This window comes from Paenibacillus lycopersici, assembly GCF_010119935.1.
GTDB lineage: Bacteria > Bacillota > Bacilli > Paenibacillales > Paenibacillaceae > Paenibacillus_Z > Paenibacillus_Z lycopersici.
On the sequence record NZ_CP048209.1, the window covers coordinates 6,100,001 to 6,122,814 of the forward strand.

Here is a 22,814-nt window from a genome sequence, read left to right on the forward strand (position 1 = left end):
GCCCAGCATCCCCTTCGCCCGCTCCATCCGAATATCGGTCAAATACTCCAGGAACGTCTTGCGCAGCTCCTTCTTGAACAGCTTGCTGAGCCAGACCGGCGTGACGTGAACCTCCTCCGCGACGCTCTGCAGCGTAAGGCTCTCCGCGTAATGCTTGCGAATGAACCGCTCCGCTTCCTGGATGATCTGGCTGGGCGAAACGCTCTGGTACCGGAATCCGGCGGCGATCGTCAGCAGAAATTGTTCCGCCTGCTCCTTCAGCGATTCCAGCGTATCGAACTGCTCCAGCCGCTCCCAAACCGCCATCGGGTTCCGCTCCCAGCTTCGGTCCGTCCAGCCGTGCTGCCACGCTTTCTTGAACAGCTCGAGGAGCCATTCGAAGATGCGCTGCTGAATGTCTTTGATCTGCGTGAACGACCAGCTCTTGACCATGCATGTGAAAGAGGCCATCACCGCCCGGATCTCGTCGTCCGATCCGTACCGGATCAAGTCCAGCACTTCCGCCGGATGCTGGAGCGATAGATTGCCGTCCTCCGCGTCGCTCTCCCAGCCCAGTCCCGTCAGCAGCCGGTTGCCGCCGTAGACGGCCTTCTGCTCCAAAATCTCTTCCGTCTCGGTATACGTCGCATGGAGCCCGTTGGCATGATCGAAGGTCGAGCTTAGCCCGATCGAAACGTTGATTTTGACATATTGCCGCACGCGCTTGATACACAGCTGGCCCAGCTCCTTGTACGCCTCCAGCCTCGCCGCGTCCGGGCATTCGAGCAGCGCGACCCACCGGTTCTTGCCGTCCGCGTAGAGCACGGAGCGATAGGCGCAGTCCTCCTCCAGCGTCTGCCGCACGACATTGCCGATGCCGAACAGAATCAAGTCCCGCTCGCCGCGGCTCTCGATCGCTCTCAGGTCGTCGACCTCGATGAGCATGAGCGCGAGCCGCTCCTCCATCAGCCATTCCAGCTCCAGCGTGCGCAGCCGGTGCCGGATTCTCGTTTCCCGGTAGGCGTTGTATTTGAAATCGACCAGCTCGCGCAGCACTTCCTCCCGCATCTTCGGCAGCGCGCTCTGGACATGCGACTGGAGCAGCAGCTCGTTGTCGCGGTCCCGCTTCTCTTGCTGCAGCTGATCGGTCATTCTGCGTAAAATATCGCCGAGGTCCGCCGTGTTGATCGGCTTCAGCAAGTAATCCATCGCTCCCAGCTTCATCGCGTGGCGAACCATCTCGAACTCGTCGTAGCCGCTGATGACGACCGCTCTCCAGCCTTCGGCGCGCTCGGCGGCGCATTGCTCGATCAGCTCGAGGCCCGACATCCGCTTCATCCGGATATCGGTCAAGATCAGCTCGGGCCGTCTTGCCCTGACCAGCTCCAGCGCGCTGTCGCCGTCATCGGCGGTAATGACTTCTTCAATGCCGTACTCCCGCCAAGGAAAATTCCGGCGCAGCCCTTCACGGATCTCATATTCGTCGTCCACGATCAGCACCAGCATCGGCAACCCACGCCTTCCCCGTCTTTTTCAGTCATCATATACCGGGATACGTGACGCGCACAATGAGCAGATGTTGTCTTTATAGGAGGGAATTCTATCCTCTTAGCGGGCAACGGCCAACGTCGCCAAGAGGTAGCGAAAAGGCTGCGCGTTCGCCTCGGGCTTCCGATCGATGCCGTTCGCGGCCACCTCGGCCTTCAGTCCCTCGGGAAACAAGAGGTACTCATAGCCCGCGACGGTTGCCCGATGAGACTTCGTTATGGCTGCGGCGAGTTCGTAATTGACGCTGACATAATACGTAATGCCTTTGTTATACCCGACAAAAATATACCCTTGATCGTTAGCCGTGCGCGGATGCTCCGTCAAGCTGCCAGGGTCCTCGTATACGATATACCGCCGCCGTTCTCCCCCCTCGACATTCGCGACCACTTCTTGAACGCCCGTGAAAGAGAGATCGCTTAAGTCAACGGCCACCTGCTTGCTTCCAGACGGGGCGTTGCGATTACCGAGCTTTTGCCCAATGGAGCCGGGGGCGTCAGGGTCAATCGAATGACCGCCTCCATGTAAGCCTAGAGAGGAAATCGCGTGCACGACAATAGCTGCCAATATCAAAAGCGCTATCGCCCAACGAACGCCAAGAACGGTATACCTGACCGCGAACCATAGCTTGACCCGGAAAGTCGAACGCGTTCTCGGAGGTTTCCTCCACGCCATCGCCGTTTCGCCGATGCGCGAATTCAAGGCGTTAATACGCGCCCGCAAAGCACGCGCCTCATCGTTCCGACGGTTTCTTTCAAATACGGATACCGCCAAGGACAACGCTTCTTTGTGCTCGTATCGCTCCGGAAGCAGGGCGGCGAACCGTTCGATGTACGCCAGCGCGCCTTTGCTATCGCCGGCGCGCCAGCAATAGGCCGCTTGCAAATAGAGAAGGTCGGGATCGCCGCCATACATCGGAGAAGCATGATCGAGCTCGGCTTTCATCGCCGGCAGCTCATTGTCGCGCAGCGCGCGCCAAGCTGCTTCGCGGTGCCGGAGATAGGCATCGTAATCCACAGCTCCCGCGTCGGGCAACGACTCGTAGTCCATGATCGCCGCGAGGTACGCCTTGTCGTATGCGTGATTGAACACATTCGGATAGCGACGATGCAATTCGAACGGAGAGGCGTCGAGCCACTCGAAGGTACGCGTCAGCAGTTCCCATACCGGCGCGGGCAAGAAGTAACGCTCGTCCAAAAAGTCCAGCAGCCGCTGCACGAGCGCAGGCTGCAGCCGCAGATCCCATACGACGTCCTCCTGCAGCAGCTCCGTCCAACGCTCGACTTGGATTCGGGCAGGAAAATTCGCGTACAAGGCTGCCGCCCGTGCCATAAAACGGTCAAGAGGATCTGTGCCAGCATCTGTTACCGATGCGGGAGAGGCCTCGAATAACCGTAGCGACTCGCCTTCAAGTCCGTCGAACGGCGCTGACGGCGCGGCGAGCTCGCGCGCGAACGGGTCAAGCGACTGCCCGGTGTCCTCTTCTTGCTCCGAGGCGAACAATTCTTCCGACCGCTGCCGCTTCGCCAGCTTGAGCGCCCGGTCATACGCTTCTCTCAGCCGCTGATACCCTTCGGGATCGTCCTCGGGATGATGAAGTTTCAATTGCGAGGCATACGCCTTTCGAATGGCTGCGATTTCGGCCGTCGGCTGCCCGATGCCGAGCGTTTCCCAAATTCCCACTTAATCGTTCCGCCTCTCCAGATGATCGAGCTGAGCCTTAAGCCGATCGGCAGCCTTCCGCGTTTCTCTAAGATCCTGCGAGGCGAGCACCTGCTCGAACTGATCGATCAGAGCGCCGATCTCCTCTCTCTCCGAACCGAGCGCTTCTTCATAGAGCCGTTCGCCCCTGGCAAGCAACAGGCGGTTCTCGGCTTGATCGCGCGGATGCACCTTGATGTCCTTTAATTGCCGGAACCGCTCTGCAATCTCGCGCTCCGACATGGCGTTCGCACGGTTCATCAAAATCGCTCGCTTCATCTTCCCCGTGCCGATCGCCGTCGCTTCAACTTCCAATATGCCATTGATGTCATACGTAAACCGAACGTTCACCGTCTGCCTGCCTGCGCCGTCCGCAGGCACATCGACCTCGAGCGCGCCCAGCAGCAGGTTATTCTCCACCCGCCTGCTTTCGCCTTGATAGACGTTTAACCGTAACATGCGCTGCTTGTCTTGAACCGTCCGATACAGATCCATTCTGCTGACGGGAATCGGCGTGTTCCGTTCGATAATCGGACTGAAATACCCTTGCTCATATTTGCCTTCGCCCAGCTGCTTGGCCACCTCCACGCCGAGCGTATACGGACACACGTCCGTAAGCACGACTTCCCGCAGCGAAGCATGGCGTTCCTTCAAGGCGACTTGAACGGCCGCTCCGAGCGCGACCGCCTCATCCGGGTTGATCTGCGTATACGGCAGCTTGCCGAACAGCTTGCCCACGATCGATTTAATCATTGGCATTCGCGTCGCGCCGCCGATCAGAATAACCGCATCGATATCGGCCGGTCTCTGCTCCGCGTCGCGCATCGCCCGCTCAATCGGGTGCCGCAGCCGCAGCACGAGCTCGCCCGCCAGCCGCTCGAATGCCTCCCGGTTCACACGGACTTCGATGAGGCTACCTTCCCGCGTGAAGCTCATTCGTCCTTCAAGGCGCTCGCTGACCGCTTGCTTGCACTGTTCGGCCTGCTTCCAGACAGCCGATCTCATCTTCGCATCCAGCGTCCGTTCGTCGATGCCGCTCTGCGCCAGGCCATGCTCGAAGAGCAGCCGCGTAAAATCTTCGCCGCCCAAAAAATTATCGCCGGCAATCGACTTGACTTCCATAACGCCTTCGAAAAACTCCAGCACCGACACGTCGAACGTGCCGCCGCCCAAGTCAAAAACAACGATTTTCGTTTCCTCCTGCTGCTCGTGAAGCCCGTATGAGATCGCAGCCGCGGTCGGCTCGTTAATGAGCCGCTCCACCTTCAAGCCGGCCAGCTCCGCCGCGCGTTTCGTTGCCGTTCGTTGCGTATCGTTGAAATACGCCGGCACGCTGATAACCGCCTCCGTGACCTCCTCGCCGAGGAGCGCCTCCGCGTCGGCTTTCAGCGACTGGATGACGAAAGCCGACAACGCTTCCGACGTGAAGCGGTGCTTGCCGAGCTGAAACGTTTTCTCCGTGCCCATGAAACGCTTGAACACCGCGGCCGTCGAATCGGGATGCGTGATCAGCCGCTCCTTGGCAATCTGCCCGACCAGCACGGTTCCGCTCTCGTCCACACTGACGACGGAAGGCGTGAGATGTTCCCCCAATGCATTCGGTATCAATACCGGTCCGTCTTCCGACCAATAAGCGGCCAAACTGTTCGTCGTTCCCAAATCGATGCCGATCGTCGCCATGCTTTGCCCTCGCTTCGCGTTAATACGCTGAATTCTATTTCCTAATACATTTATATAAAATCTGCCTGTTCTCCTCTTTTCTTCTATCGAATTCCCGCAATCTTTAACCGCGCTCAACAAAAAAGGGGCTTCCCTATGCTGCATTAAGGGAAGCCCGCGCCATGCGGCTATTCGTTGATGTCATCCCGGTTCAACCGGTCCTCTTCGTTGTCGCGGATCGTCTTCTGCAGCACGAGGCACGATACGATCAGGAAGGCGCCGCCGATCGCGTAGTAGCCTTTGACCGCGAGCGGTTCTTCCAGGTTGAAAATGCCCGCGTACTGCGCCAGGACCGCCAGCGCGAAGCCGGCCCAGGCCATGAACGTGTATGTCGGGGTATTGCGGCGGCGATAGAATGGGATCACTTGGCTGCGAACTTGTGCGGTATGTTCCGTGGTTTCCGTCGTACTCATGGCATGAAGCCTCCCGTATAACCTCGTCGGTTATGTGATATGGCTTCATTGTACGACCGGGGCGGGAACGCCATAAGTACCAACTTCACTTAGTACCTGACCGGCGGATGCTCCTCCGCCGTATAGCGACCGGCAGAACAAAGGGGCAAGCCTCCCAGCCTGCCCCGATATTAGGGAAAAGGATTATTTCACGTTCACCACGATATCAATCGGATACCGTCCCGCATTGCGTCCGTACAGCGCCAATCCGCCTTCGCCGGCTTCCAGCGCCAGCTTGAAGCCGCGGCTGCGGTCGAGCTTCGCCGTCACGCTGCTCGGCAGCGCGACTTTGCACAGATAGCCGTAGGAGCCCGCTTCATCCAGCTTGTTCTGGACTTCCTGGTACTGGTACGAGAGCACGCCGCGGCTGTCGGCCGGATTGTCAGGCAACAGGAACGAGGCGACCTTCTCCCCGTCCACGAGCACATGAATCAGCGACTCGTGCAGCTCGTTGTCTGTCATGTAGTATGTGTTCGAGTTGTACTCTACCGCGGCATCCGCGCCGTGCATCATGCTGATCGTATGATCCCGGTCGCGTGCGCCTTCGAGATTGCGCGCCAGCAGCCGCTTCGAGCTGGCTTCGAACGCCAGCTCGACATGCGAGACGATGGCTTGCTCGCCTGCGTCCGGCAGCTGGATGTCGTAGACGAAGCGTCCGGCCTTGCCGCCGTTCGCCTTGCCTTCTTGGATCGCGTTCCATTGATAAGCGAAGGTCTGCTCCGCGAAAGCCGTCACCGGCACGGCGATGAATCGGCCGTCCGCGTCGTATACCGGCACGCCTTCGCCGCTGCGCACGTCGAACGTGACGAAGTTGCGGGTCACGACGGTGCCGTCCCCGGCGCGCAGCGTCAGCGCCAGCACCGCGACCGCATCCTGCTTCGGTACGCTGAACGCAAGCGGCTCGGCGATCGGCGTAACGCCGTAGCCGTTCCAGTCAAGCGCCACCGTTCCGCGCTCGGTCGTCACGCGCGTGCCGAGGTTGTCATGCCACAGCTCCCAGCCCAGCTGCAGCTGCCGGCCGTGATAGCGGTCCGAGAAGCTCGACGCCAGCAGCGGCACCGACACGCTTGCGCCCGCTTGAACCGTCTGGCAAGGCGGCGCGTCGATGACGATAAAGTCCGGCGCGTGCAAGTCCGCGATCGTCATGCCCGGCACGAAGCCGTCGTAGCCGAAGAATTTCTCGCGGCCGTCCAGGCGATAGTAGCCGTTGAACTCGTTGGTTACGTCGCGCAGCTCGGTAAAGACGAACCCGCACATTTTGTCATGGCGGCGGAATTCGTTCAGCATGTACCGGTAATGCCAAGCCAGGTCGCTGTCGCCCGCGCCGTTGGAGAATCCCCAGACGTTGCCGCATTCGCTGTTCATCAGCGGCGCATCGGTCTGCACGTTATCGCCGATGCAGTTGAAGGACGATCCCGGATACGTTTTCTCGACGACGTCCGTCACATGGGCGCGAACCTCTTCGTAGCCATTAATGTAGAAATGCCAGGTGTTGATGTCCGATTCGACTTTATCGTAGTTGCACGGGGAATTGTCCTCGACGATCCGCGTCGGATCGACGCTCTTCGCCCAGCGGTACATCGACCGCACCCATTCCTGCGTTTCCGGCAGGTACGTCGCTTCGGCCTTGGCGGCATCCTGGCTGGTCAAGGCGATCGTCTCGGCGTCCGTGCGCAGGCCCCATGTTTCATTGAACATGATCCACGAGAAAATCGACGGATGATTGAAGTCGCGGTCGATGATTTCCTTCGCTTCGCGCTCGTAAGCGGGACGGGCCGTCTCGTCGGGATTGCCCCAGAAGCAAGGCATGTCTTCCATGACCATCAGGCCGAGCTTATCCGCCCAGTACAGCTTGCGCGGATCTTCCGGTTTAATATGAATCCGGATGAAGTCCAGGCCGAGCCGCTTGGCCAAATAGATTTCGTCCCGCATGGACTCGTCCGTCGGATACGTGAAATAGCCCGTCTCGTGGTACGCCTGATCCAGGGTGCCGTTCAGGTAAACCGGCTTGCCGTTCAGCGTGATCCAGCGGTACTTGCGGTCGCCGAACAAGGCCGTGCCGACTTCGCGAATGCCGAAATACGCAGCTACGCTGTCCGTGCCGTCGCCGCTCGTCAGCTGGATTTCCCCCTCGTACAGGTAAGGGGTTTCAGGGCTCCACAGCTGCGGATCCGCCACCTGGAACAACGCGCTGATGCTGTTCTCGCCTTCGGCCAGCTTGACATTCACCGTATGCGACACTGCTCCGCCGCCAAAAGCAAACCGCAGCTGCGCATCGCCGGATACGCCCGCCGTTACGGTCGTGTTCGCTTGAACGGTGCCGTCCAGTTTCGTGATGAATTTCGCCGACTGGACGAACGTTTGCGGCCGGGCCTCCAGCCATACCGGCTGCCAGATGCCGCGGCTCTCGCCGTAGCCCTGCTTGCCGCGGGTTTGCGATTTCAAATCGAAATCTTCCGCCTTCACGACGATCGTATTCGCCTCGTTGAGCTTCCATGCGCTCGTGACGTCGAATTCGAAGCTGCCGTAGCCGCCGGAATGAGAACCGGCATGCGTGCCGTTAATCCATACGTCGCAGTTGTAATCGACCGCGCCGAAACGGAGGAATACGAGCGAGCCGGCCGCTTCCGGCGACCAGGAGACCTCGCGCTTGTACCAGCCGATGCCGGTTTCGCTGCGGCCGATGCCGGACAGCGGGCTCGCCCAGGAGAATGGCACGGTGATCTCGCTGTCGAAGCCGCCTTCAGGCTGGGTGGAACCGCTCTCATCGCGGTCCGTGAGAAGACGGAACGACCAGCTGCCGTTCAGGCTCAGCCAGTCTTGGCGCTGCCAGTCCGGACGCGGGTATTCGGGACGCGGCAATGCCGCCGTTGTCGTTTGCAATGCTTGAGCTGCCATAATCGAATACACAACCTTTCGATAATCGTGAATTTGATGTTCCTGCTAGCCTTGATTCTATCACTGGTATATATTTTTATCAATATGTATTATACTTTTACAATGTAACGGTTTTCTTGTACACTTGTGGGTACCGGTTAACGGGCCTCAAGCTTAGCGCCGCCTGTGCGCAAGAGCGTATGCGCCGCGCCTGCAGCTGCAGCGCCATCTCAAGAACGAAGGACGGATCCTGATCATGAACGAATCCATGCAAGATATATTGCGTTTCCCCTCCACCCGCATCGTGGACGTAGCCAAAGCGCTGTCCGGCGACGTCCGGGTGCGCATCCTGGAGGCGCTCGGCGAGAAGCCGATGAGCGTCAGCCAGCTGGCCGAGGCGCTCGGCGTCGCGCAGCCGACGATCTCCATTAACGTGCAAATCCTCGAAGGCGTCGACCTGGTGTCCTCGACGCTCGGCGCCAATCGCGAGAAAATCTGCTCCGCCACCTGCCGCTCCATCCAGCTCGACCTTCCGGTCAAGCTCGGCGAAGGGCTGCGCCGCACGGAAGAGCTGCACATGCCGATCGGCATGTACTCGCATTGCTCCGTCCAGCCGACCTGCGGCATCATGACGCGCGACTGCACGAACGTCGGATCGTTCGACGACCCCCGCTCCTTCTACATGCCCGAGCGGGTCGACGCCGCGCTGCTCTGGTTCTCGGGCGCCGGCTACGTGGAATACTACTTCTCCAATCCGATGCCGCCGGGCGTGTCGATCGACGAGCTCGCTTTCAGCGCCGAGCTGTGCTCCGAAGCGCCGTCCTTCCAGATGGACTGGCCGTCCGACATCTCGCTCTACATAAACGATACGTTCGTGGGCATCTACACGAGCCCCGGCGACCTCGGCGACCGCAAAGGCAAACTAACGCCGGACAAGTGGCGCAGCGGCACCGAGTACGGCCAGCTGACAGAATGGCGGATCACCAGGACGGACAGCCGCGTGAACGGCATGCCGTCCTCGGCCGCGACGATCGACTCCCTCGGACTCCAGTACAACAAGCCGATCCGCGTCCGGCTCGAAGTCCGCGAGGATGCGGCGAACTGCCGCGGCATGAACCTGTTCGGCGCGAATTTCGGCGACCATCGCCAGGACCTCGTGCTGGCGTTCATTCGCAGCGCGGAGTAGCTCGTACTCGCGCATGCGAAGACCCGAGCCCAATAACAGCGAGAGAAGCCCGACGTTTCCTAAACGTCGAGCTTCTCTTCATGCCGTGGCAGCCAGGACTGCCCGGCTTTGTTGGCGTGACGGCAGCGTCGTGCGCCAGTACTGTTCCTGCCGGCGGTGCCATATGCGCTTCCAAAGCTATATCCACATTTGCGCGCTGACGGATTGCGCTGTCCCGATGTGGATAACTTGAGTTGTGGATATGTTCACTACTTTCCGATACTTATGGTCCCCATGGGCTGTAGTTATGTACACCATGGGGATAACCATGTGCATAACTACCGTTCATTGTGAACGGAATGCGCCCGGCAGCCCGCTGAGCTGCTCCTCGTTCATGCCCGTCGCATCCATGAGCGCTTGGCGGAATTCGCCGTTCTCGCGGTAAGCGGAGCCGTCGTCCGAATAGACGAACCGGCAGCCGCTGGCCGCTGCCCGGATATGCAGCACGTTCTTCCCGTCTTCTGCGAATTGGACCTCGTACGAAATCCCCGCGTCCATCGGGCAGAAATAGCCATCCGGCTCCGGGACGAAATCGAGCGAGAGCAGTGCCTTGTACAGCCTTGCGGCGAGCGGCTCGTCCGTCACCCGATAGGTCTGCGGCGGCTGAACGCGAACGTCTTGCAGCTTGCCGGTACGGGCAATCGTCGCGCCTGTCGGATGGAGACGGCTTGGAAGGGCGGCGGCAGGCTTGCCCGGTTCCTTCTCCTGCAGCGGTATTCGGAGCGGTTCCGTTACTTGCCCCGCATGCGCTCTCGCGGTCGTTCCGCTATTCACGGCCCGCCCGGCAGCGGCACGAGGCTTGCCGACCTGGCCTTGCATGCCGATAAGCACCGCTGCCCCTGCTATGAATATGCACAGCAAGGCGGCGACGATCGCCTTGTCCCTCGTTCCGCCTCTTCTTGTCTCGCCTGCCAACGCGTTCCCTCCTGCTTCCCCGTTCTCTCCCACTCGACGAGGCGAGGCGCCGAAAGGTTTCATCAGCATCGCCAGACCGGCAGCTTGCAATGGCAAAAGCGCCACGGGAATATCCCGTGACGCCCAGGTTCCGCACTAGAGGCAGAGGCTATAGGACTACCTCTTCAACCATCACATGCAGCAACCAACATATGCCGCGTCGAATATCGCTGCGGCGTCGCGCTTTCCCATTCGCCAAACGGCTGCTAGAAGCTGCCGTAATAATTCTGGTTCGCGAGCTTCGCCCGCTCCCGGTACGCGCCCGGCGTCACGCCGCAGCTCTTGACGACCTGGCGGCTGATGTACGCCGCGTCGCCCATGCCGCATTGCGCGGCGATCTGCGAGAGCGGGAGCTCCGTCTGCTCCAGCAGCCGCATCGCCTTGCGCAGCCGAAGCTCGCGCAGCAGCTGCATCGGGGTGAGCCGGAATTTCTCCGCGAAGATCCGGTCCAGGTAGTTCGGGTTCATGTGCACGAGCTCGCCGAGCTGCTCGCGGGAGATTTTCTCGTCCAGCCTTGCGTTCAAATACGTGATGAGCAGCTGAAACCGCTCGTCGTTCTTGGACGGCGGCAGCGACCGGGGCTTCCTTCCGCCCTGCTCCCAGCTTTGGAGCAAGTAGTACAGCAGCAGCTGGCAGAGGCTCGACATCTCCAGCTCGCGGAACGGCTCTTCTCTGCGCCCCCAAGCCTCCATTAGCTGATCGAAGACCCGGGCATACCGCCAGCCGTCGACGATCGTCGTCGCCTCGCCTACGGGGTACAGCCGCAGCAGCTCCATCCCGTGCGCATTGACGGCGTCGACGACGAACCAGCGGTGGTTGCCGCTGCGCGCGGACCGTTCCGAGAACGGCAGATGCGGCGCATGCAGCATCACTTGTCCGGCGGACGCGTAGCTCGTCACGCCCCCGGCCTCGAACTCCACATGCCCTTCCGTTACGTAACTGACCACCCAGTGCGGATAGACGATACCCTGCAGGTCCAGCGAGTCGTACGACGCATGGCCGACCATCGACGGCCGCACCCGCCATCCGTCTTCAAAGAAGTTGCCCGTCATGTCCGCGTCTTGCTCCTTCCGTCATCTATGCTTCTATGCTTATAAAAGGCGGACGCGCCGGAAGTGATATTCCGGCGCGCTCCGCGCGGCTAGTCGCCTTTCAAGATCTGCTCGAACTCGTCCTGGTCCGCTCCGCACACGAGCTTCCCGTCGATGCTTGCCTGACGCTGCTGGCGGCAGCCGATGCAGAAGCTCAGGCAGCGTTCCAGCTTGACGTCCCCGCCGGCGTCGGCCAGCTCCTGGAGCGTCGCGCCGTACTGAAACTGCCTCAAATTGTTGACGCAGCAGCGAATCGCTTTAGACACTGCCCGCGCCGCCTTGCTCGACCTCTTCGCGCGACACGAAGCCCGTATAGGCGCTCTTGCCGTCTTGGGCGATAATCGGGCCGTTCAGGAACTCTTTGCCCGTGTCCGGATTGAACGATCCGACCTGGGAGTATTGAATGACGTACCCTTTGCGGTTCGTCTGGCTTTGGTTCGGCGTGCTGCGGTGGAAGAGCAGGGAATGGAAGGCCACCATGCTGCCTTTCTTCAATTCGACCGGAATGCCCGGATCTTCGCCTTGATAGCAGACAAAGCCGATTTCGGAGTAGACATGCTCGACGAAGCCGAGCTTATGCGTGCCGGGCTGTACGTAGATGCAGCCGTTCTCGATCGTGGCGTCTTCCAGCGCCAGCCAGCAGGTCAAATATTCCATCGGCTCGGTCGGCACGTAGCCGTTGTCCTGGTGCCAAGGGAAATCCCGCTTCGCTTCCGGGCGCTTGTAGACGGATTGATCCCAGTACAGGCGAATGTCCGGACCGAGAATCTGCGTCGTAATATCGACGAAACGCTCATCGGCGATGAACCTCTGAATGTCGGGATGCTGGTAGTTCAGGTGGCTCGTGAAATTAATCTCGTTCGCCGCGCTGATGAAATCGCGGCCTTCGCTCAGCCTGCGCGCGGACTCCTCGTCCAGCCGGTCGATATGCTCGCGGATGACGTCGATCTCCGCTTCGTTGAACAAATGCTCGAATACGATATACCCTTGTTCCTTATACTGCTTCATCTGCTCTTCCGTCAATTTCGGCATGCTTCATCGCTCCCTCATCGTCACTGAACCGCCATGACGGCCGCGAGCGGCGAAGCTGCGGAGGCATGGGGTGTATTTTTTGCAATGCGTGATGATTTCATTTTCCGCGATGCGCATGATTCGCTCAATGTCTTATCTCCGCCGCTTCATTGTATTTTCTCCACTTCTTAATCCCATTATTGGGGGTATTCGCGTAAGCGGTGTCATTCTCCTGCCGAGCGGACGACGATAGGACGACGAAAGCATAACGAAGTCATGACGAAGCACGACAAAAACACGACGAAAGCCGGCATCTTCCCCTTATGGAGACGATGCCGGCTCATGCGGCCGCGGGCGGACTTGTCTAATGAAGCGCAGCTCCCTGCGCGAAGTGCGACAGCGCTTGATGGCCGTCAGCCTTCGGCGGGTCCGCTCATATTACATTTCCAGGCACAACAGGCTGAACGTGCCCATCTGGAAGCCTTCGAACAGCACGCGCGGCACGGCGGTTCCCGATGAACTGCCGTAGGCGAGCAGCAGCGGAACGAAATGCTCCGCGCGCGGCACGGCGCGTCTCGCATGCGGCGCGAGCCGTTCGTAATTCGCCAGCGCATCGGTGTCGCGGCGAGTGACGTTGTCGACGATCCAGGCGTCGAATTCGACCGCCCACGGCTCCGCGTGCTCCTGCTTCCACTTGATCTCGCCGAAATTGTGCACCGTCGTGCCGCTCCCGATCACGAGGATATCGCTCTCGCCGAGACCGCGAAGCGCCGCGCCGATCGCGATCTGCTGCGCGGCCGGCAGGAACGGATGGACGGAAATCGTCACGACCGGGATATCCGCGTTCGGATACATATGGCGAAGGAACACCCACGAGCCGTGATCCAGGCCGCGTCCGACGTCCCGCTCCGTCCCGATGCCGCTTTGGCGGAACCGCTCCTCCACCTCGGCCGCGATTGCAGGCGAGCCCGGGGCGGGATACGTCATCCGGTACAGCTCGTCCGGGAACCCGCCGAAATCGTAAATCGTCGGCAGCGGGCCTTCCGCGAACGAAATCGTCGTCGTCCGCGCCTCCCAGTGCGCGCTGAAAATAACGATCGCCCGCGGCTTGAATCGGCGGCCGGTCTCCCGCAGAAACGCGGTATACGGCGATTCCTCCACGGCCATCATCGGCGAACCGTGGCATATAAACAATGATGGCAGCATTATTCGCTCAGCTCCTATTCGGTTTGCAGGCAGCGTTCGATCGTGACGGAATCGCACAGACATGCGATCGCTGCAATCTTTTCTTCATTATAGACGGCCGATCGCAATAAATACGCCGATCGCCAGCAGCACGACGTTCATGACGATCGCGCCGTTCTCTCGCTTCCGGGCGTGATACATGGCGGCGAGCACCATAATAACGGCGATGCCGATGCCTGCGGCTCCCGTCAGCCATGGCCATACATCCAGCGCTTGCGGCAAAATAAACCCGATGCCCGCCAGCAGCTCCGCGAACCCGATGAACAGCACCATCCCTTTGCCGAAGTCCTTCACCCACGGCATTTTCGCTTTCGTCTTCTCGTACTGGAACGTCTTCGACACGCCCGCCATCAGAAACATCAGTCCCAGCAAAATCTGCCCGATCCACAATGCAATATTCATCCCGATACCCACTCCCTTGTGCGATTGAGGTTTATAGGCGTATAATACGATAATAAACTTACTTTTATAAAGTAGGCACTTTAATGTATCCTAGTATCATTTCGGATACCATAGAGGAGGTCTCGACTTGGAAGAATGCAAAGCAACGACGGCGATCGATATTCTGAACGGCAAATGGAAGCCGGTCATCCTCTATCACCTCGGCATCGGCGGCACGCTGCGGTTCAGCGAGCTGCAGAAGGCGATTCCCGACATTACGAAGAAAATGCTCACCTCGCAGCTGCGCGAGCTTGAATATCACGACGTCGTGCACCGCGAAGTCTATCTGCAAATTCCCCCGAAGGTGGAATACTCCATCACGGATTACGGACAGACGCTGTTCCCGATCATCGAATTGATGCATGACTGGGGACAGAAGCATATGCTTCATCTGGAGCAGAAGTACGGCGGCGAAGCGTCGGAGCAAGTGGCGGAATGAATGCTTGAAACGAGGCCTGAATCGAGGCTAGAAGCGAAGCCGAACGAGGCTTGAAAAAATGGCCTTCGACTAGGCGGTGTCCTGCCGCTGCCTCGCCGTTGCAATGAAGCGCCTCACGAAGAACAAGGTCTCCCCTCGGACGAAACCGTCCGAACGGGAGACCTTGCTGCGTTAACGCGCCGTTTAATCGGCCAGACCGTTCACGATTCGGCGAACCGCCGCTGCCGCCGTTTCGGCCGGCCGGCCCAGCAGCTGCTCCAGATCGCCGCTCTCGATATCGAGCGATCCGCTGCGAATGCCCGCCTGAATCGCGATCAGGAACGGAACGACCGCTTCCGGCACGCCCGCACCGGCCATAATCTCGCCGTACGCCGCGTCGTCCACCTGCTGCACCGGAACTTCGCGTCCCAGCACGCCGGCGACGACCGCCGCGAATTCCGCCTGCGTCAGCGGCTTGCCGGACAGTTCATACGTCCGGTTGGCGTGCCCTTCTCCCGTCAACACGGCAGCCGCGGCTTGCGCGTAGTCGTTCCTCGCCGCCCAGCCTACTTTGCCGGAACCCGCGGAGGTCAGCCATGGCGCCCCGCCGAGCACCGCCTGAATGCTGCTCGTCTCGTTCTCCAGGTACCAATTGTTGCGCAGGAACGCATATGGGATACCGGTATTCCGGATGGCTTCCTCGGTGTAACGATGCACCGGCGCGAGGAAATTCGCGCTCTCGGCGGCATTGGCCAAGCTGGTATAGGCGATGAAGCCTACGCCAGCGCGCTTCGCCGCTTCGACGGCGTTGCCGTGCTGGCGTATACGGGTATCGTTGTCGCCGTCCGCCGAGACGATCAGCAAGCGGTCGATGCCGGCAAAAGCGGCTGTCAGCGATTCCGGCTTGTCGAAGTCGCCGTAACGCACGTCAACGCCCTTGGCGAGCAGTCCTGCCGCTTTCTCGGGCTGCCGCACGCTCACGGCCAGCTCCTTCGCCGGCACGGATGCCAGCAGATGCTCGACGACCAAAGCTCCTAATTTCCCTGTCGCGCCCGTCACTAGAATTGTCATGATAAATTCCTCCCGTTTCGTGATTATGAAATGGTAATGCTGCGAACACTTGCCATGTATATCGCCACCGATATAACCGATTCGGTTACAACTGTGGCATGAAAAAACTTCCACCCATACCTTGCGCATCAAGCTCATGCATCAATGGAAGTTATGATCATCCAGTCTGAACCGGCGGTCCGAAGAACGCCGCCTACGCCTCCCGGAGTTACGCAAACCGCTCCGTCAAATCGCTCAGCCGCGTCTGCGCCAGCCGCTGCTCCATCGCAAGCTGGGCTTCCGTCATCTCCGCGCCCAGCGCCGCTTCGATGCTGCGACCGACGGGACAAGCGGGATTCGGAGCGTCGTGGAAGTTGAACAGACGGCCGTCCGCGACGACTTCAACGGCGCGATACACGTCGAGCAGCGTGATTTGATCCCGCTCCTTCAGCAGCGAAGCGCCGCCGACGCCCGGCCGGATATCGATGAGGCCGGCCTTCTTGAGCATGCCCATGATTCGGCGAACGATAACGGGATTCGTATTCACGCTGCCCGCAATGTAGTCGCCGGTGCAGTCGTTCGGACTGACCGCAATGAGCGAGAGGATATGCACGGCAATGGAGAACCGGCTGCTGATTTGTTTCATTAATGTGCTCACCACCTGATGACGGGATGCCGCCGGATTGGATAACGGGCTGCGAACGCAGCCTTATCCGCTCCGTTGTAACCATTTTAGTTACTACGAAACGATTTGTCAAATGAACGCCGCCTGCCGTTCGCTTAGGTCCCCTTCTAAGACTCGCGGACAGAGGTTCCGCTATTTGGGCGGAATCGGGCTTTTGGGAGAGCGCACGGACACAGGATCCGTTAATGTGCACGAATGACATCGAAAACATGTTAATCGGCTGATTTAACGGATCTCCTGTCCGCCAGCATACGAAAAAACGTCATAAAGAAGCGTATAACGGATCTCCTGTCCGCTTCCTCGGCTTCCTTGGCTTCCTTGGCTTCCTTGGCTTCCTTGGCACCGACGGATGCACCGCGAACCAGCCGTCGTGAAGCCGGCCGGTTCGAAACGGTTACAGCAGTCCATACCGCGCCGGCGAAGCGGCAGCAGGATCTGGTCGTGCGCCAGGGCGCAGTTTGCCACGGGCCTGCCCGTAGCAGCGTATATTGCTCAACAAACTGAACGAAGGGCTGCCGCGGCAGCCCTTCGTCTTCATTCTTCGTTCTTCGTTCTTCGTTCTTCGTTTTTCGTGCTTCGTTCTTCGCAATCGCTGCTATAGCAGGACCTTACGCCTCCTGAACATTGGCGGCGGCCGGCGCGAGAGCATCCGCTGCCGATGCCGGATACAGCCGCTTGGCGAGCAGCGTCTGCGCAATTATGATCAAGCCGCCGACGCACCAATAGAGCGGCAGCGCGGCCGGCGCGGTGAACGAGAAGATCCCCATCATGACCGGGGACAAATAGACGATCCAGCCCATTCCCTGCTGCGCGTTCGCCGGCGGCTGCGCCGCTCTCGCGATGACCGCTTGCAGCAGGTAAACGGCCGCCGCCAGGAACGGAAGGACGAGGTCCGAGCTTCCGAGCTGGAACCACAGGAAATTGTGATGCGCGAGCTCCGGATTCGACCGGATCGCGTAATACAGCCCCGAAAGGACCGGAAGCTGCAGCAGCATCGGCAGACAGCCGATCGCGAGCGGATTGTAGCCATGCTTGCCGTAGACCGCCATCGTTTCCTCGCTTAGCTTGCCCCGCGCGTCTTGTTCCTTGCTGCCGGCGTATTTGCCCTTAATGGCATCGAGCTCGGGCTGCATCGCCGCCAGCTTCGCTCTCATGATCTGCTGCTTCTTGAATTGGTTGATCATGATCGGCATTAACGCCAGCCGGACAAGGACGGTAATCGCAATGAGCGCCAAGCCGAAGCTGCCCCCGAACCAACCGGCGAAATGATCGATCAGCCAAGAGAAAGGCTCCACGACGTACTGATGAAAAACACCGATTTGCAAATAATTCTGTTCCATTCTTTATATCCTCCCTGTTGAATAGGATGCGGCTAATTCAACAGGGCTGCGCACGGGGATGAATCGTCGTCAGGCGCCGTCTTGCGCTTCGTCAGCCTGGCGAAGCGCTGCCTGCGGGTCGGCGTCATGCCACGCGGCAGCCGAATCCGCGCAGGCGCCATCCGCGTTTCGCGGACCGCCGTCCAGTCGACGAGCGACGCCGCCGGCGCCCAGGCGAGGTACAAGCACGCCAGCGACACCAGCGAACAGACGGACATCGCATACAGCAGCGCGTCATGCAGCTCGAACAATGATCATACCCCCTTCCGTTCAATCGATTCGTTCATTCTAGTCCATTGCGAAGCGGAGCGCATCGGCCTTCAGGCGGACGAGACTTCGTCCCGTCGGCGGATTGCGCTCCGTACAATCCCCAAGCCGCAAACCGTTCCGAATAGCCGATCATGACTTCGAGCTCCGCCGGAATGCGTTCGCGGTCAAGGAAGTAGCCCGTCAGCCTGGCATGACCTTCCAATACGACGATGCGGGAGCGTGCATTGCAGGCGACCAGAATCAGTCTCGGAAACGTCTTGCAGCGCTTGATTGCCTCGCCGATCGCTAGGAATCCGTCATTGCTTACGCCGTATATTTCAATACCGCTCCGGATCGTTTGGGCAGCATCGCCCGGAAGTCTCGACATGCGCGAAAGCTCGTTCCAATAGCTGTAATCGATATACATCACGGACGAGAGCTCTTCTCTCGACATAACGGCGGCGTACCATTCGACCTCGTCCGGGAAGTTCTCGAATAAGCTCGCATCCCGGCCGTAACCTCTTACTTCGCCTAATACTTGCTTCCGAATTCGATTCTGCTCGCCGTCGTTCAAATCCGGCTCTCTGATCACGCTAACGTCGACGTCCCCGAGCGCTCGGACAATGCCTTCCGCGAATCGGGCGGAATCGATTTCGGCTCTCAGAAATTCGGCAATGACCTCATCTTCCGAAATGCGATGCAGCAGCTTCATCTCGACAACCCCTCCTTATCGGTTTGACACATTGCCGCTCTTGTTCTGGCCCGGCACGCCGTCGTCGGTATTACGCCTGTCGCGAATCCATTGCATCGTTAGGTCGCCGAGGGCAATAATAGTAAGGAATCCATCATTCCATGGGAGCGAGGATAAAACGATGTTCAACGCATCGCATGTTATTTTGTATAGCGCCGACGCGGAGGCCGACCGAGCGTTCATCCGGGACGTGCTCCAATTCGCAGGCGTTGACGCCGGCGGCGGATGGTTGATCTTCAAGCTGCCGCCTTCCGAGATTGCCGTGCATCCGACGGATGGACCAAGCAAGCACGAGTTTTATTTGATGTGCGACGATATCGGGAAGACGATGGCGCAATTAACCGCGAACGGCGTCACGGTTTCGGAGCCGGTCAACCAGCGGTGGGGGCTTCTTGCCTCTGTCACGCTTCCCAGCGGCGCCGATCTCCCGATTTATCAGCCGCTGCATCCCACGGCCTTCGACCTTGAGGGCTGAGCGGAACGGATGACCGAACGTCCGGCAATTGCGAGAGAAGAGCTGCCGCGGCAGCTCTTCTCTCGTCATGCTTATTGCGCGAGGAGCGCCTCATGCATTCTCGTCTTCGTCTTCATCCTCGGCCTCGTCTTCGAAGGCTGCCGGGTCGTACGTGCATTTGAACCGTTCCACGCCGTATTTCTCGCCGAGGCTCTCGACCGTGAAGCGGCTGCTCCGATAGAAATCGACCGCTTCCTCGTCCGTCTCCGCCACGAGCACAGCCGGATTCTCCATGGCGAGCAGCTCCAGAATGAGCCCTCTGCCGTAGCCTTTGTACCGTTCCTCGGGCGTCACCGCGATATGCGCGATTTCGATCGTATCGGCGTTCGGGCGGCAATAGCCGATCAAGCCGATTATACGGCCCTCGGACTCGAGGCCGAGCAGCGTATGCGCCTTGCCGTTCGCGTACAAGTCGACCGCCCGCTGCAGGCTCTCCGGATCGGGAAAGACCGACCAGCCGAGCAGCTCTTGGATCTCGGCCTCGCCGAGCCGCGGCGCGATAGGAATTAACATAGCGAATGACCACCTTTGCTTGTTGTCTCTGCGCCATTATACCACGTGCGGCTTCAGATCGCGCCCGCTGCGCTGCCCGGCCGGGCTCTTCCGATGACGAGCACCGCATGGCCTTCGTCTCCTCTTCCGTTGGCCGAGCCTAGAGCGAGTCCAGCACGAGCACCCAGTCGTTGCCCCTGCCGGCCATCGGCGGCAGGAACTTCCTCTCGCCCGTGTTCGGGAACTGCCCGATCGGCGTCGATTCGCCCGTGCGCGGATCGAACCAGGACGCGGTCACTTCGTCGCCGGCGATCCGGCCCATCGCTACCTGCAGCGCCAGGCCGTTCGGGGAATAGATGAAGGCATGGCGTTCGCCCCTGGCCGCCGCGGCGTAGTTGGCGCCTTCCTCGTTGGCGGCGAGCAGCCCTTGATCCGGCACGCGCTCCAGCATCGGGCGGGATTCCGCCAGCTGCCGCACATGCTGCATTTGCGCGGCGCCGGGACGCAGAATGGCGTTCCTCCACGGCATGACGAATACGCTCGTCGGCTCCGCGTTGAACGACCAAACGCAATGATGCCCGTATGTAATGCCCAGGCCGCCGGACAGAATACCGTAGTAAGCGGCTTTGCGCACGTCCGCCTCGTCGAAATACCCGTTGACGGGATTGAAGTTGCGCGGGTGATCCTCGTAGCAGGGCTCCGCTTCCAGCGTCGGCTTGACCGGCGTGCGCGCGTAATCGGCTGCGACGAGCTTGTAATTGTCCCGTTCGCCGTGCCCGTGGCCGGATTGAATCATGTTGAAGTCGAGCCAAGGCTCGTCATGGACATGATGCGAGGACGACTGTCCGCCGTTCGGATGGAAGGTGCGCAGATGGCGCCCGCCGTCCCCGTCCGCAATTCCTTCCGCCATGGCGCAGACGATCTCGAAATGCCTGCGCTGTACAAGCTGCCGGTCGCCGCCGAGCACCCATATGACGTTGGAGCGGTCCCGATACCGTTCGCCGATCCAGCGGCCGTACGTTCTCGCGTTGTCCGGCGTGAAAATATCCGGTCCCTCGCCCCAGGCGATATGATACTTGTCTCCCCACGTCGGCAGGAGCGCGACGTACAGGCCGTGCTCGGCCGCCAGGTCGACGATATAATCGACATGATCCCAATACGTACTCCCGCCCGGCTCCGCGTCCGTGTCCGGCGAAGCCGGGTCGAACGCGCCGTTCCGCTTATGGAGCGGCACTCTGCCGTAGGCGTTCGGCTTCGTCAAGCCTCCGAATTCCGCAAGCGCGACCGCTTGAATAACGGTGTAGCCCCGTTCCGCGCGATTGGCGAGATAATGGGCCGCGTCCTCGCGCGTCGCCCGGTGAAACAATTCCCAGGCCGTATCGCCGAGCCAGAAGAAGGGTTCTCCGTCCTCCGTGACGAGATAGCGCCGATTCTCGCTGACTTTCAACCATGGCAAAGAAGCTTGTGCCGGCATGTTGTTCCCCTCCGCTTGTTCATAATGGCAAATTCTGATCCATTCCTGCGTTTCACTCCGCAATATAGCATGGCAAGAAAGCGCTGTCTATTCAAAATGTATACAATGTATATCGAACATGCAACGGTCCATATCCCCGCTTCAACCGCAAGCCGGACGCTTTTTTCCCTGCGATTCGACTCAAAAAGTTGCGAGCCTCGGGAAACTTCGGTAAACTTGTCTCATCATGCTGGAATGGCGCCTTTCTTATGGTAAAATGGAATGGGCTTACGGAGATTCCGCCGCAAGGCAGGATATTTTCCAGAACTGTCGAATACTGTCGTGTTGCCCAATGCATTCATAGGGGACAGAACCAGCGAATTACTGCATAATGTAGTGAGTACCAGATTATTTTCATATGGGAAAAGGGAGCACCTGACATGATTGTACATTACACAAAAGATATCAACAGCGCCGCAAGCATTTTGAGCTCCAAGGAGCTGTTGCTGACCCGCGTCGGCGATCACGATGACGCGTTGTTCTATCTGAACGAATTCAATCGCCTGCATTACACGCAAGATTTGATCGCTACCTTCAAGCAAGCGCTTAAATTGATGCGTCAAACGCCGAACTTAAACCACAAGCAATTTTTCACGCATACGTTCCTGGCCGCTCAGCTGCGCAAAGTCGCTTACCAGAACGGCGTCTCCCTCGGAGGCTCGCTGGCCGGCATGCTGAAGCAGCACAGCTACATGACCAGCTTCAGCGAAGAAGCCGGCGCGTTCTCGGGCGCGGCCGGCGGCGAGATCGCCTTCGAGTTCGAATCGAACCCGCTGAGCGCTTCCCACGGCTTCCAGCTGCTGTTCAATAAAGTGCATTACACCGATTCCGCGAAAGTGAAGAGGCTGCTGGCGGACAACGGCGACGACATGACGCAGTTCATGGACAGCATCGCGCAAGAATCCGATGCGACCTTCGCCGATATTCTCGCCGCGTACATCGAGAAGCTCGAGAAGCAGCAGTTGGCTTACACGAACGTCATCCATGACGTGCTTGCGGGCCTGATCGAAGACAACCGCGCCAGCGAAGAATCGTACACGCCGCTCGACCTGTACAGCCAGAAGGAAACGGTCGACACGGTCAACTTCATCCACGGCTATATCGTCGAGGACTTCACGACGACGTTCCGCAAGGAAACCGGCCAGAAGCCGCCGACGAAGCTGGAGATCAAGCAAATTCTGAAGCAGAATCCGGAGATGATTCAAGCGACCTGGATCGACCTCAGAAGCGTTCTGGTCAAGGACAACGCCGCCCGTCAAGAGAACGAAGTGCGCGCCGTCCTGCTGCCGCAGAACAAGAAGCTGTTCAACCAGCAGAAGAAGCAGCTCCCGCTCGCCTTCCAGGCGGACAAGCTGCGCCGCATCGTCCTGTCGCCGAACTGCGAGCACAGGGCGGAATGGAAAGCGAAGCTCGAGGACGCGCTGATCACGCATAAGTACGCGAACGTCGTCGTCGAATAGGTCGACGGGTTCATCGCCATACAATTCGCAAAACGGCTTTCCCGCTGAATGGGAAAGCCGTTT

At 59.6% G+C, this 22,814-nt stretch carries 22 protein-coding genes (1 of these 22 cut by a window edge); 4 read left to right on the forward strand and 18 right to left on the reverse strand.

Features of this window, described 5'->3' with window-relative positions:
- The 5 genes from GXP70_RS26730 to GXP70_RS26750 all read right to left on the reverse strand — a co-directional run.
- On the reverse strand, positions 1-1,485 hold the 5' portion of the coding sequence (locus tag GXP70_RS26730; protein WP_162360699.1) for a response regulator. Its footprint begins 141 nt before the window's first position; only the first 1,485 of its 1,626 coding nucleotides appear in the window; the start codon lies at positions 1,483-1,485; its stop codon lies beyond the left edge, outside the window.
- 102 nt (positions 1,486-1,587) lie between these two features.
- A complete protein-coding gene (locus GXP70_RS26735; RefSeq protein WP_162359624.1) occupies positions 1,588-3,207 on the reverse strand; it encodes a hypothetical protein in 1,620 nt (539 codons plus the stop codon).
- Positions 3,208-4,905 carry a molecular chaperone HscC gene (locus GXP70_RS26740; protein WP_162359625.1) on the reverse strand — a complete coding sequence of 566 codons (1,698 nt, stop codon included), beginning with the start codon at positions 4,903-4,905 and terminating at the stop codon, positions 3,208-3,210.
- A 167-nt stretch (positions 4,906-5,072) separates the two neighbouring features.
- Positions 5,073-5,264 carry a YiaA/YiaB family inner membrane protein gene (locus GXP70_RS26745; RefSeq protein WP_225442910.1) on the reverse strand — a complete coding sequence of 64 codons (192 nt, stop codon included), beginning with the start codon at positions 5,262-5,264 and terminating at the stop codon, positions 5,073-5,075.
- A gap of 276 nt (positions 5,265-5,540) precedes the next feature.
- Complete coding sequence (locus GXP70_RS26750) at positions 5,541-8,294, reverse strand: glycoside hydrolase family 2 protein (protein ID WP_162359627.1); 2,754 nt, start codon at positions 8,292-8,294, stop codon at positions 5,541-5,543.
- Positions 8,295-8,529: 235 nt separating this feature from the next.
- Between GXP70_RS26750 and GXP70_RS26755 the strand changes: the two genes are divergently transcribed.
- Positions 8,530-9,459, forward strand: a complete 930-nt coding sequence (locus GXP70_RS26755) for an ArsR/SmtB family transcription factor (protein WP_162359628.1) — start codon at positions 8,530-8,532, stop codon at positions 9,457-9,459.
- Positions 9,460-9,783: 324 nt separating this feature from the next.
- Here the strand turns inward: GXP70_RS26755 and GXP70_RS26760 are convergent, their stop codons facing one another.
- The 6 genes from GXP70_RS26760 to GXP70_RS26785 all read right to left on the reverse strand — a co-directional run bounded on the left by GXP70_RS26760 (position 9,784) and on the right by GXP70_RS26785 (position 14,201).
- Positions 9,784-10,413 carry a hypothetical protein gene (locus GXP70_RS26760; protein WP_162359629.1) on the reverse strand — a complete coding sequence of 210 codons (630 nt, stop codon included), beginning with the start codon at positions 10,411-10,413 and terminating at the stop codon, positions 9,784-9,786.
- Positions 10,414-10,658: 245 nt separating this feature from the next.
- Positions 10,659-11,504, reverse strand: coding sequence for a helix-turn-helix domain-containing protein (locus tag GXP70_RS26765; protein WP_162359630.1), 846 nt, complete (start codon positions 11,502-11,504; stop codon positions 10,659-10,661).
- 89 nt (positions 11,505-11,593) lie between these two features.
- On the reverse strand, positions 11,594-11,809 hold the full coding sequence (locus GXP70_RS26770) for a DUF1450 domain-containing protein (protein ID WP_162359631.1): 216 nt from the start codon (positions 11,807-11,809) through the stop codon (positions 11,594-11,596).
- Positions 11,802-12,575 (reverse strand): phytanoyl-CoA dioxygenase family protein, encoded by a 774-nt coding sequence (locus tag GXP70_RS26775; protein WP_162359632.1) that lies wholly within the window; start codon positions 12,573-12,575, stop codon positions 11,802-11,804. The genes GXP70_RS26770 and GXP70_RS26775 overlap by 8 nt, the downstream gene beginning before the upstream one ends.
- 417 nt (positions 12,576-12,992) lie before the next feature.
- A complete protein-coding gene (locus GXP70_RS26780; protein ID WP_162359633.1) occupies positions 12,993-13,760 on the reverse strand; it encodes a DODA-type extradiol aromatic ring-opening family dioxygenase in 768 nt (255 codons plus the stop codon).
- Between the two features lie 87 nt (positions 13,761-13,847).
- Positions 13,848-14,201 (reverse strand): DoxX family protein, encoded by a 354-nt coding sequence (locus GXP70_RS26785; protein WP_162359634.1) that lies wholly within the window; start codon positions 14,199-14,201, stop codon positions 13,848-13,850.
- A gap of 127 nt (positions 14,202-14,328) precedes the next feature.
- Between GXP70_RS26785 and GXP70_RS26790 the strand changes: the two genes are divergently transcribed.
- Complete coding sequence (locus tag GXP70_RS26790; protein ID WP_162359635.1) at positions 14,329-14,679, forward strand: winged helix-turn-helix transcriptional regulator; 351 nt, start codon at positions 14,329-14,331, stop codon at positions 14,677-14,679.
- A 183-nt stretch (positions 14,680-14,862) separates the two neighbouring features.
- Here the strand turns inward: GXP70_RS26790 and GXP70_RS26795 are convergent, their stop codons facing one another.
- The 5 genes from GXP70_RS26795 to GXP70_RS26815 all read right to left on the reverse strand — a co-directional run bounded on the left by GXP70_RS26795 (position 14,863) and on the right by GXP70_RS26815 (position 18,733).
- The gene (locus GXP70_RS26795) at positions 14,863-15,729 is read right to left on the reverse strand and encodes an SDR family oxidoreductase (protein WP_162359636.1); all 867 of its coding nucleotides are present in this window, start codon (positions 15,727-15,729) and stop codon (positions 14,863-14,865) included.
- A 208-nt stretch (positions 15,730-15,937) separates the two neighbouring features.
- Positions 15,938-16,354, reverse strand: coding sequence for an Rrf2 family transcriptional regulator (locus GXP70_RS26800; RefSeq protein WP_162359637.1), 417 nt, complete (start codon positions 16,352-16,354; stop codon positions 15,938-15,940).
- A 647-nt stretch (positions 16,355-17,001) separates the two neighbouring features.
- A complete protein-coding gene (gene yidC, locus GXP70_RS26805) occupies positions 17,002-17,733 on the reverse strand; it encodes a membrane protein insertase YidC (protein WP_162359638.1) in 732 nt (243 codons plus the stop codon).
- A 32-nt stretch (positions 17,734-17,765) separates the two neighbouring features.
- Positions 17,766-18,023: a hypothetical protein gene (locus GXP70_RS26810; RefSeq protein ID WP_162359639.1), complete on the reverse strand. Its 258-nt coding sequence runs from the start codon at positions 18,021-18,023 to the stop codon at positions 17,766-17,768.
- 32 nt (positions 18,024-18,055) lie between these two features.
- Positions 18,056-18,733, reverse strand: coding sequence for a hypothetical protein (locus tag GXP70_RS26815; protein WP_162359640.1), 678 nt, complete (start codon positions 18,731-18,733; stop codon positions 18,056-18,058).
- A 160-nt stretch (positions 18,734-18,893) separates the two neighbouring features.
- On the opposite strand from GXP70_RS26815, the gene GXP70_RS26820 reads away from it, so the two are divergent.
- Positions 18,894-19,247, forward strand: a complete 354-nt coding sequence (locus GXP70_RS26820; protein WP_162359641.1) for a VOC family protein — start codon at positions 18,894-18,896, stop codon at positions 19,245-19,247.
- A 90-nt stretch (positions 19,248-19,337) separates the two neighbouring features.
- Here GXP70_RS26820 and GXP70_RS26825 read toward each other — a convergent pair whose 3' ends face one another.
- Positions 19,338-19,799, reverse strand: a complete 462-nt coding sequence (locus GXP70_RS26825) for a GNAT family N-acetyltransferase (protein WP_162359642.1) — start codon at positions 19,797-19,799, stop codon at positions 19,338-19,340.
- A 139-nt stretch (positions 19,800-19,938) separates the two neighbouring features.
- Entirely contained in the window at positions 19,939-21,252 is a 1,314-nt protein-coding gene (locus tag GXP70_RS26830; protein ID WP_162359643.1) for a glycoside hydrolase family 140 protein, read from the reverse strand.
- Between the two features lie 419 nt (positions 21,253-21,671).
- Between GXP70_RS26830 and GXP70_RS26835 the strand changes: the two genes are divergently transcribed.
- The gene (locus GXP70_RS26835; protein WP_162359644.1) at positions 21,672-22,751 is read left to right on the forward strand and encodes a hypothetical protein; all 1,080 of its coding nucleotides are present in this window, start codon (positions 21,672-21,674) and stop codon (positions 22,749-22,751) included.
- Positions 22,752-22,814 lie beyond the last annotated feature (63 nt).

Excerpts from the sequence above, each read along its gene's own strand:
- GXP70_RS26755 (WP_162359628.1), top strand. The coding sequence starts at position 8,530 with ATGAACGAATCCATGCAAGATATATTGCGTTTCCCCTCCACCCGCATC.
- GXP70_RS26765 (WP_162359630.1), bottom strand. The coding sequence starts at position 11,504 with ATGACGGGCAACTTCTTTGAAGACGGATGGCGGGTGCGGCCGTCGATG.
- GXP70_RS26740 (WP_162359625.1), bottom strand. The coding sequence starts at position 4,905 with ATGGCGACGATCGGCATCGATTTGGGAACGACGAACAGTTTGGCCGCT.
- GXP70_RS26750 (WP_162359627.1), bottom strand. The coding sequence starts at position 8,294 with ATGGCAGCTCAAGCATTGCAAACGACAACGGCGGCATTGCCGCGTCCC.
- GXP70_RS26830 (WP_162359643.1), bottom strand. The coding sequence starts at position 21,252 with ATGCCGGCACAAGCTTCTTTGCCATGGTTGAAAGTCAGCGAGAATCGG.
- GXP70_RS26745 (WP_225442910.1), bottom strand. The coding sequence starts at position 5,264 with ATGGCCTGGGCCGGCTTCGCGCTGGCGGTCCTGGCGCAGTACGCGGGC.
- GXP70_RS26795 (WP_162359636.1), bottom strand. The coding sequence starts at position 15,729 with ATGACAATTCTAGTGACGGGCGCGACAGGGAAATTAGGAGCTTTGGTC.
- GXP70_RS26775 (WP_162359632.1), bottom strand. The coding sequence starts at position 12,575 with ATGCCGAAATTGACGGAAGAGCAGATGAAGCAGTATAAGGAACAAGGG.
- yidC (WP_162359638.1), bottom strand. The coding sequence starts at position 17,733 with ATGGAACAGAATTATTTGCAAATCGGTGTTTTTCATCAGTACGTCGTG.
- GXP70_RS26800 (WP_162359637.1), bottom strand. The coding sequence starts at position 16,354 with ATGAAACAAATCAGCAGCCGGTTCTCCATTGCCGTGCATATCCTCTCG.
- GXP70_RS26820 (WP_162359641.1), top strand. The coding sequence starts at position 18,894 with ATGTTCAACGCATCGCATGTTATTTTGTATAGCGCCGACGCGGAGGCC.
- GXP70_RS26825 (WP_162359642.1), bottom strand. The coding sequence starts at position 19,799 with ATGTTAATTCCTATCGCGCCGCGGCTCGGCGAGGCCGAGATCCAAGAG.
- GXP70_RS26835 (WP_162359644.1), top strand. The coding sequence starts at position 21,672 with ATGATTGTACATTACACAAAAGATATCAACAGCGCCGCAAGCATTTTG.
- GXP70_RS26815 (WP_162359640.1), bottom strand. The coding sequence starts at position 18,733 with ATGAAGCTGCTGCATCGCATTTCGGAAGATGAGGTCATTGCCGAATTT.
- GXP70_RS26780 (WP_162359633.1), bottom strand. The coding sequence starts at position 13,760 with ATGCTGCCATCATTGTTTATATGCCACGGTTCGCCGATGATGGCCGTG.
- GXP70_RS26785 (WP_162359634.1), bottom strand. The coding sequence starts at position 14,201 with ATGAATATTGCATTGTGGATCGGGCAGATTTTGCTGGGACTGATGTTT.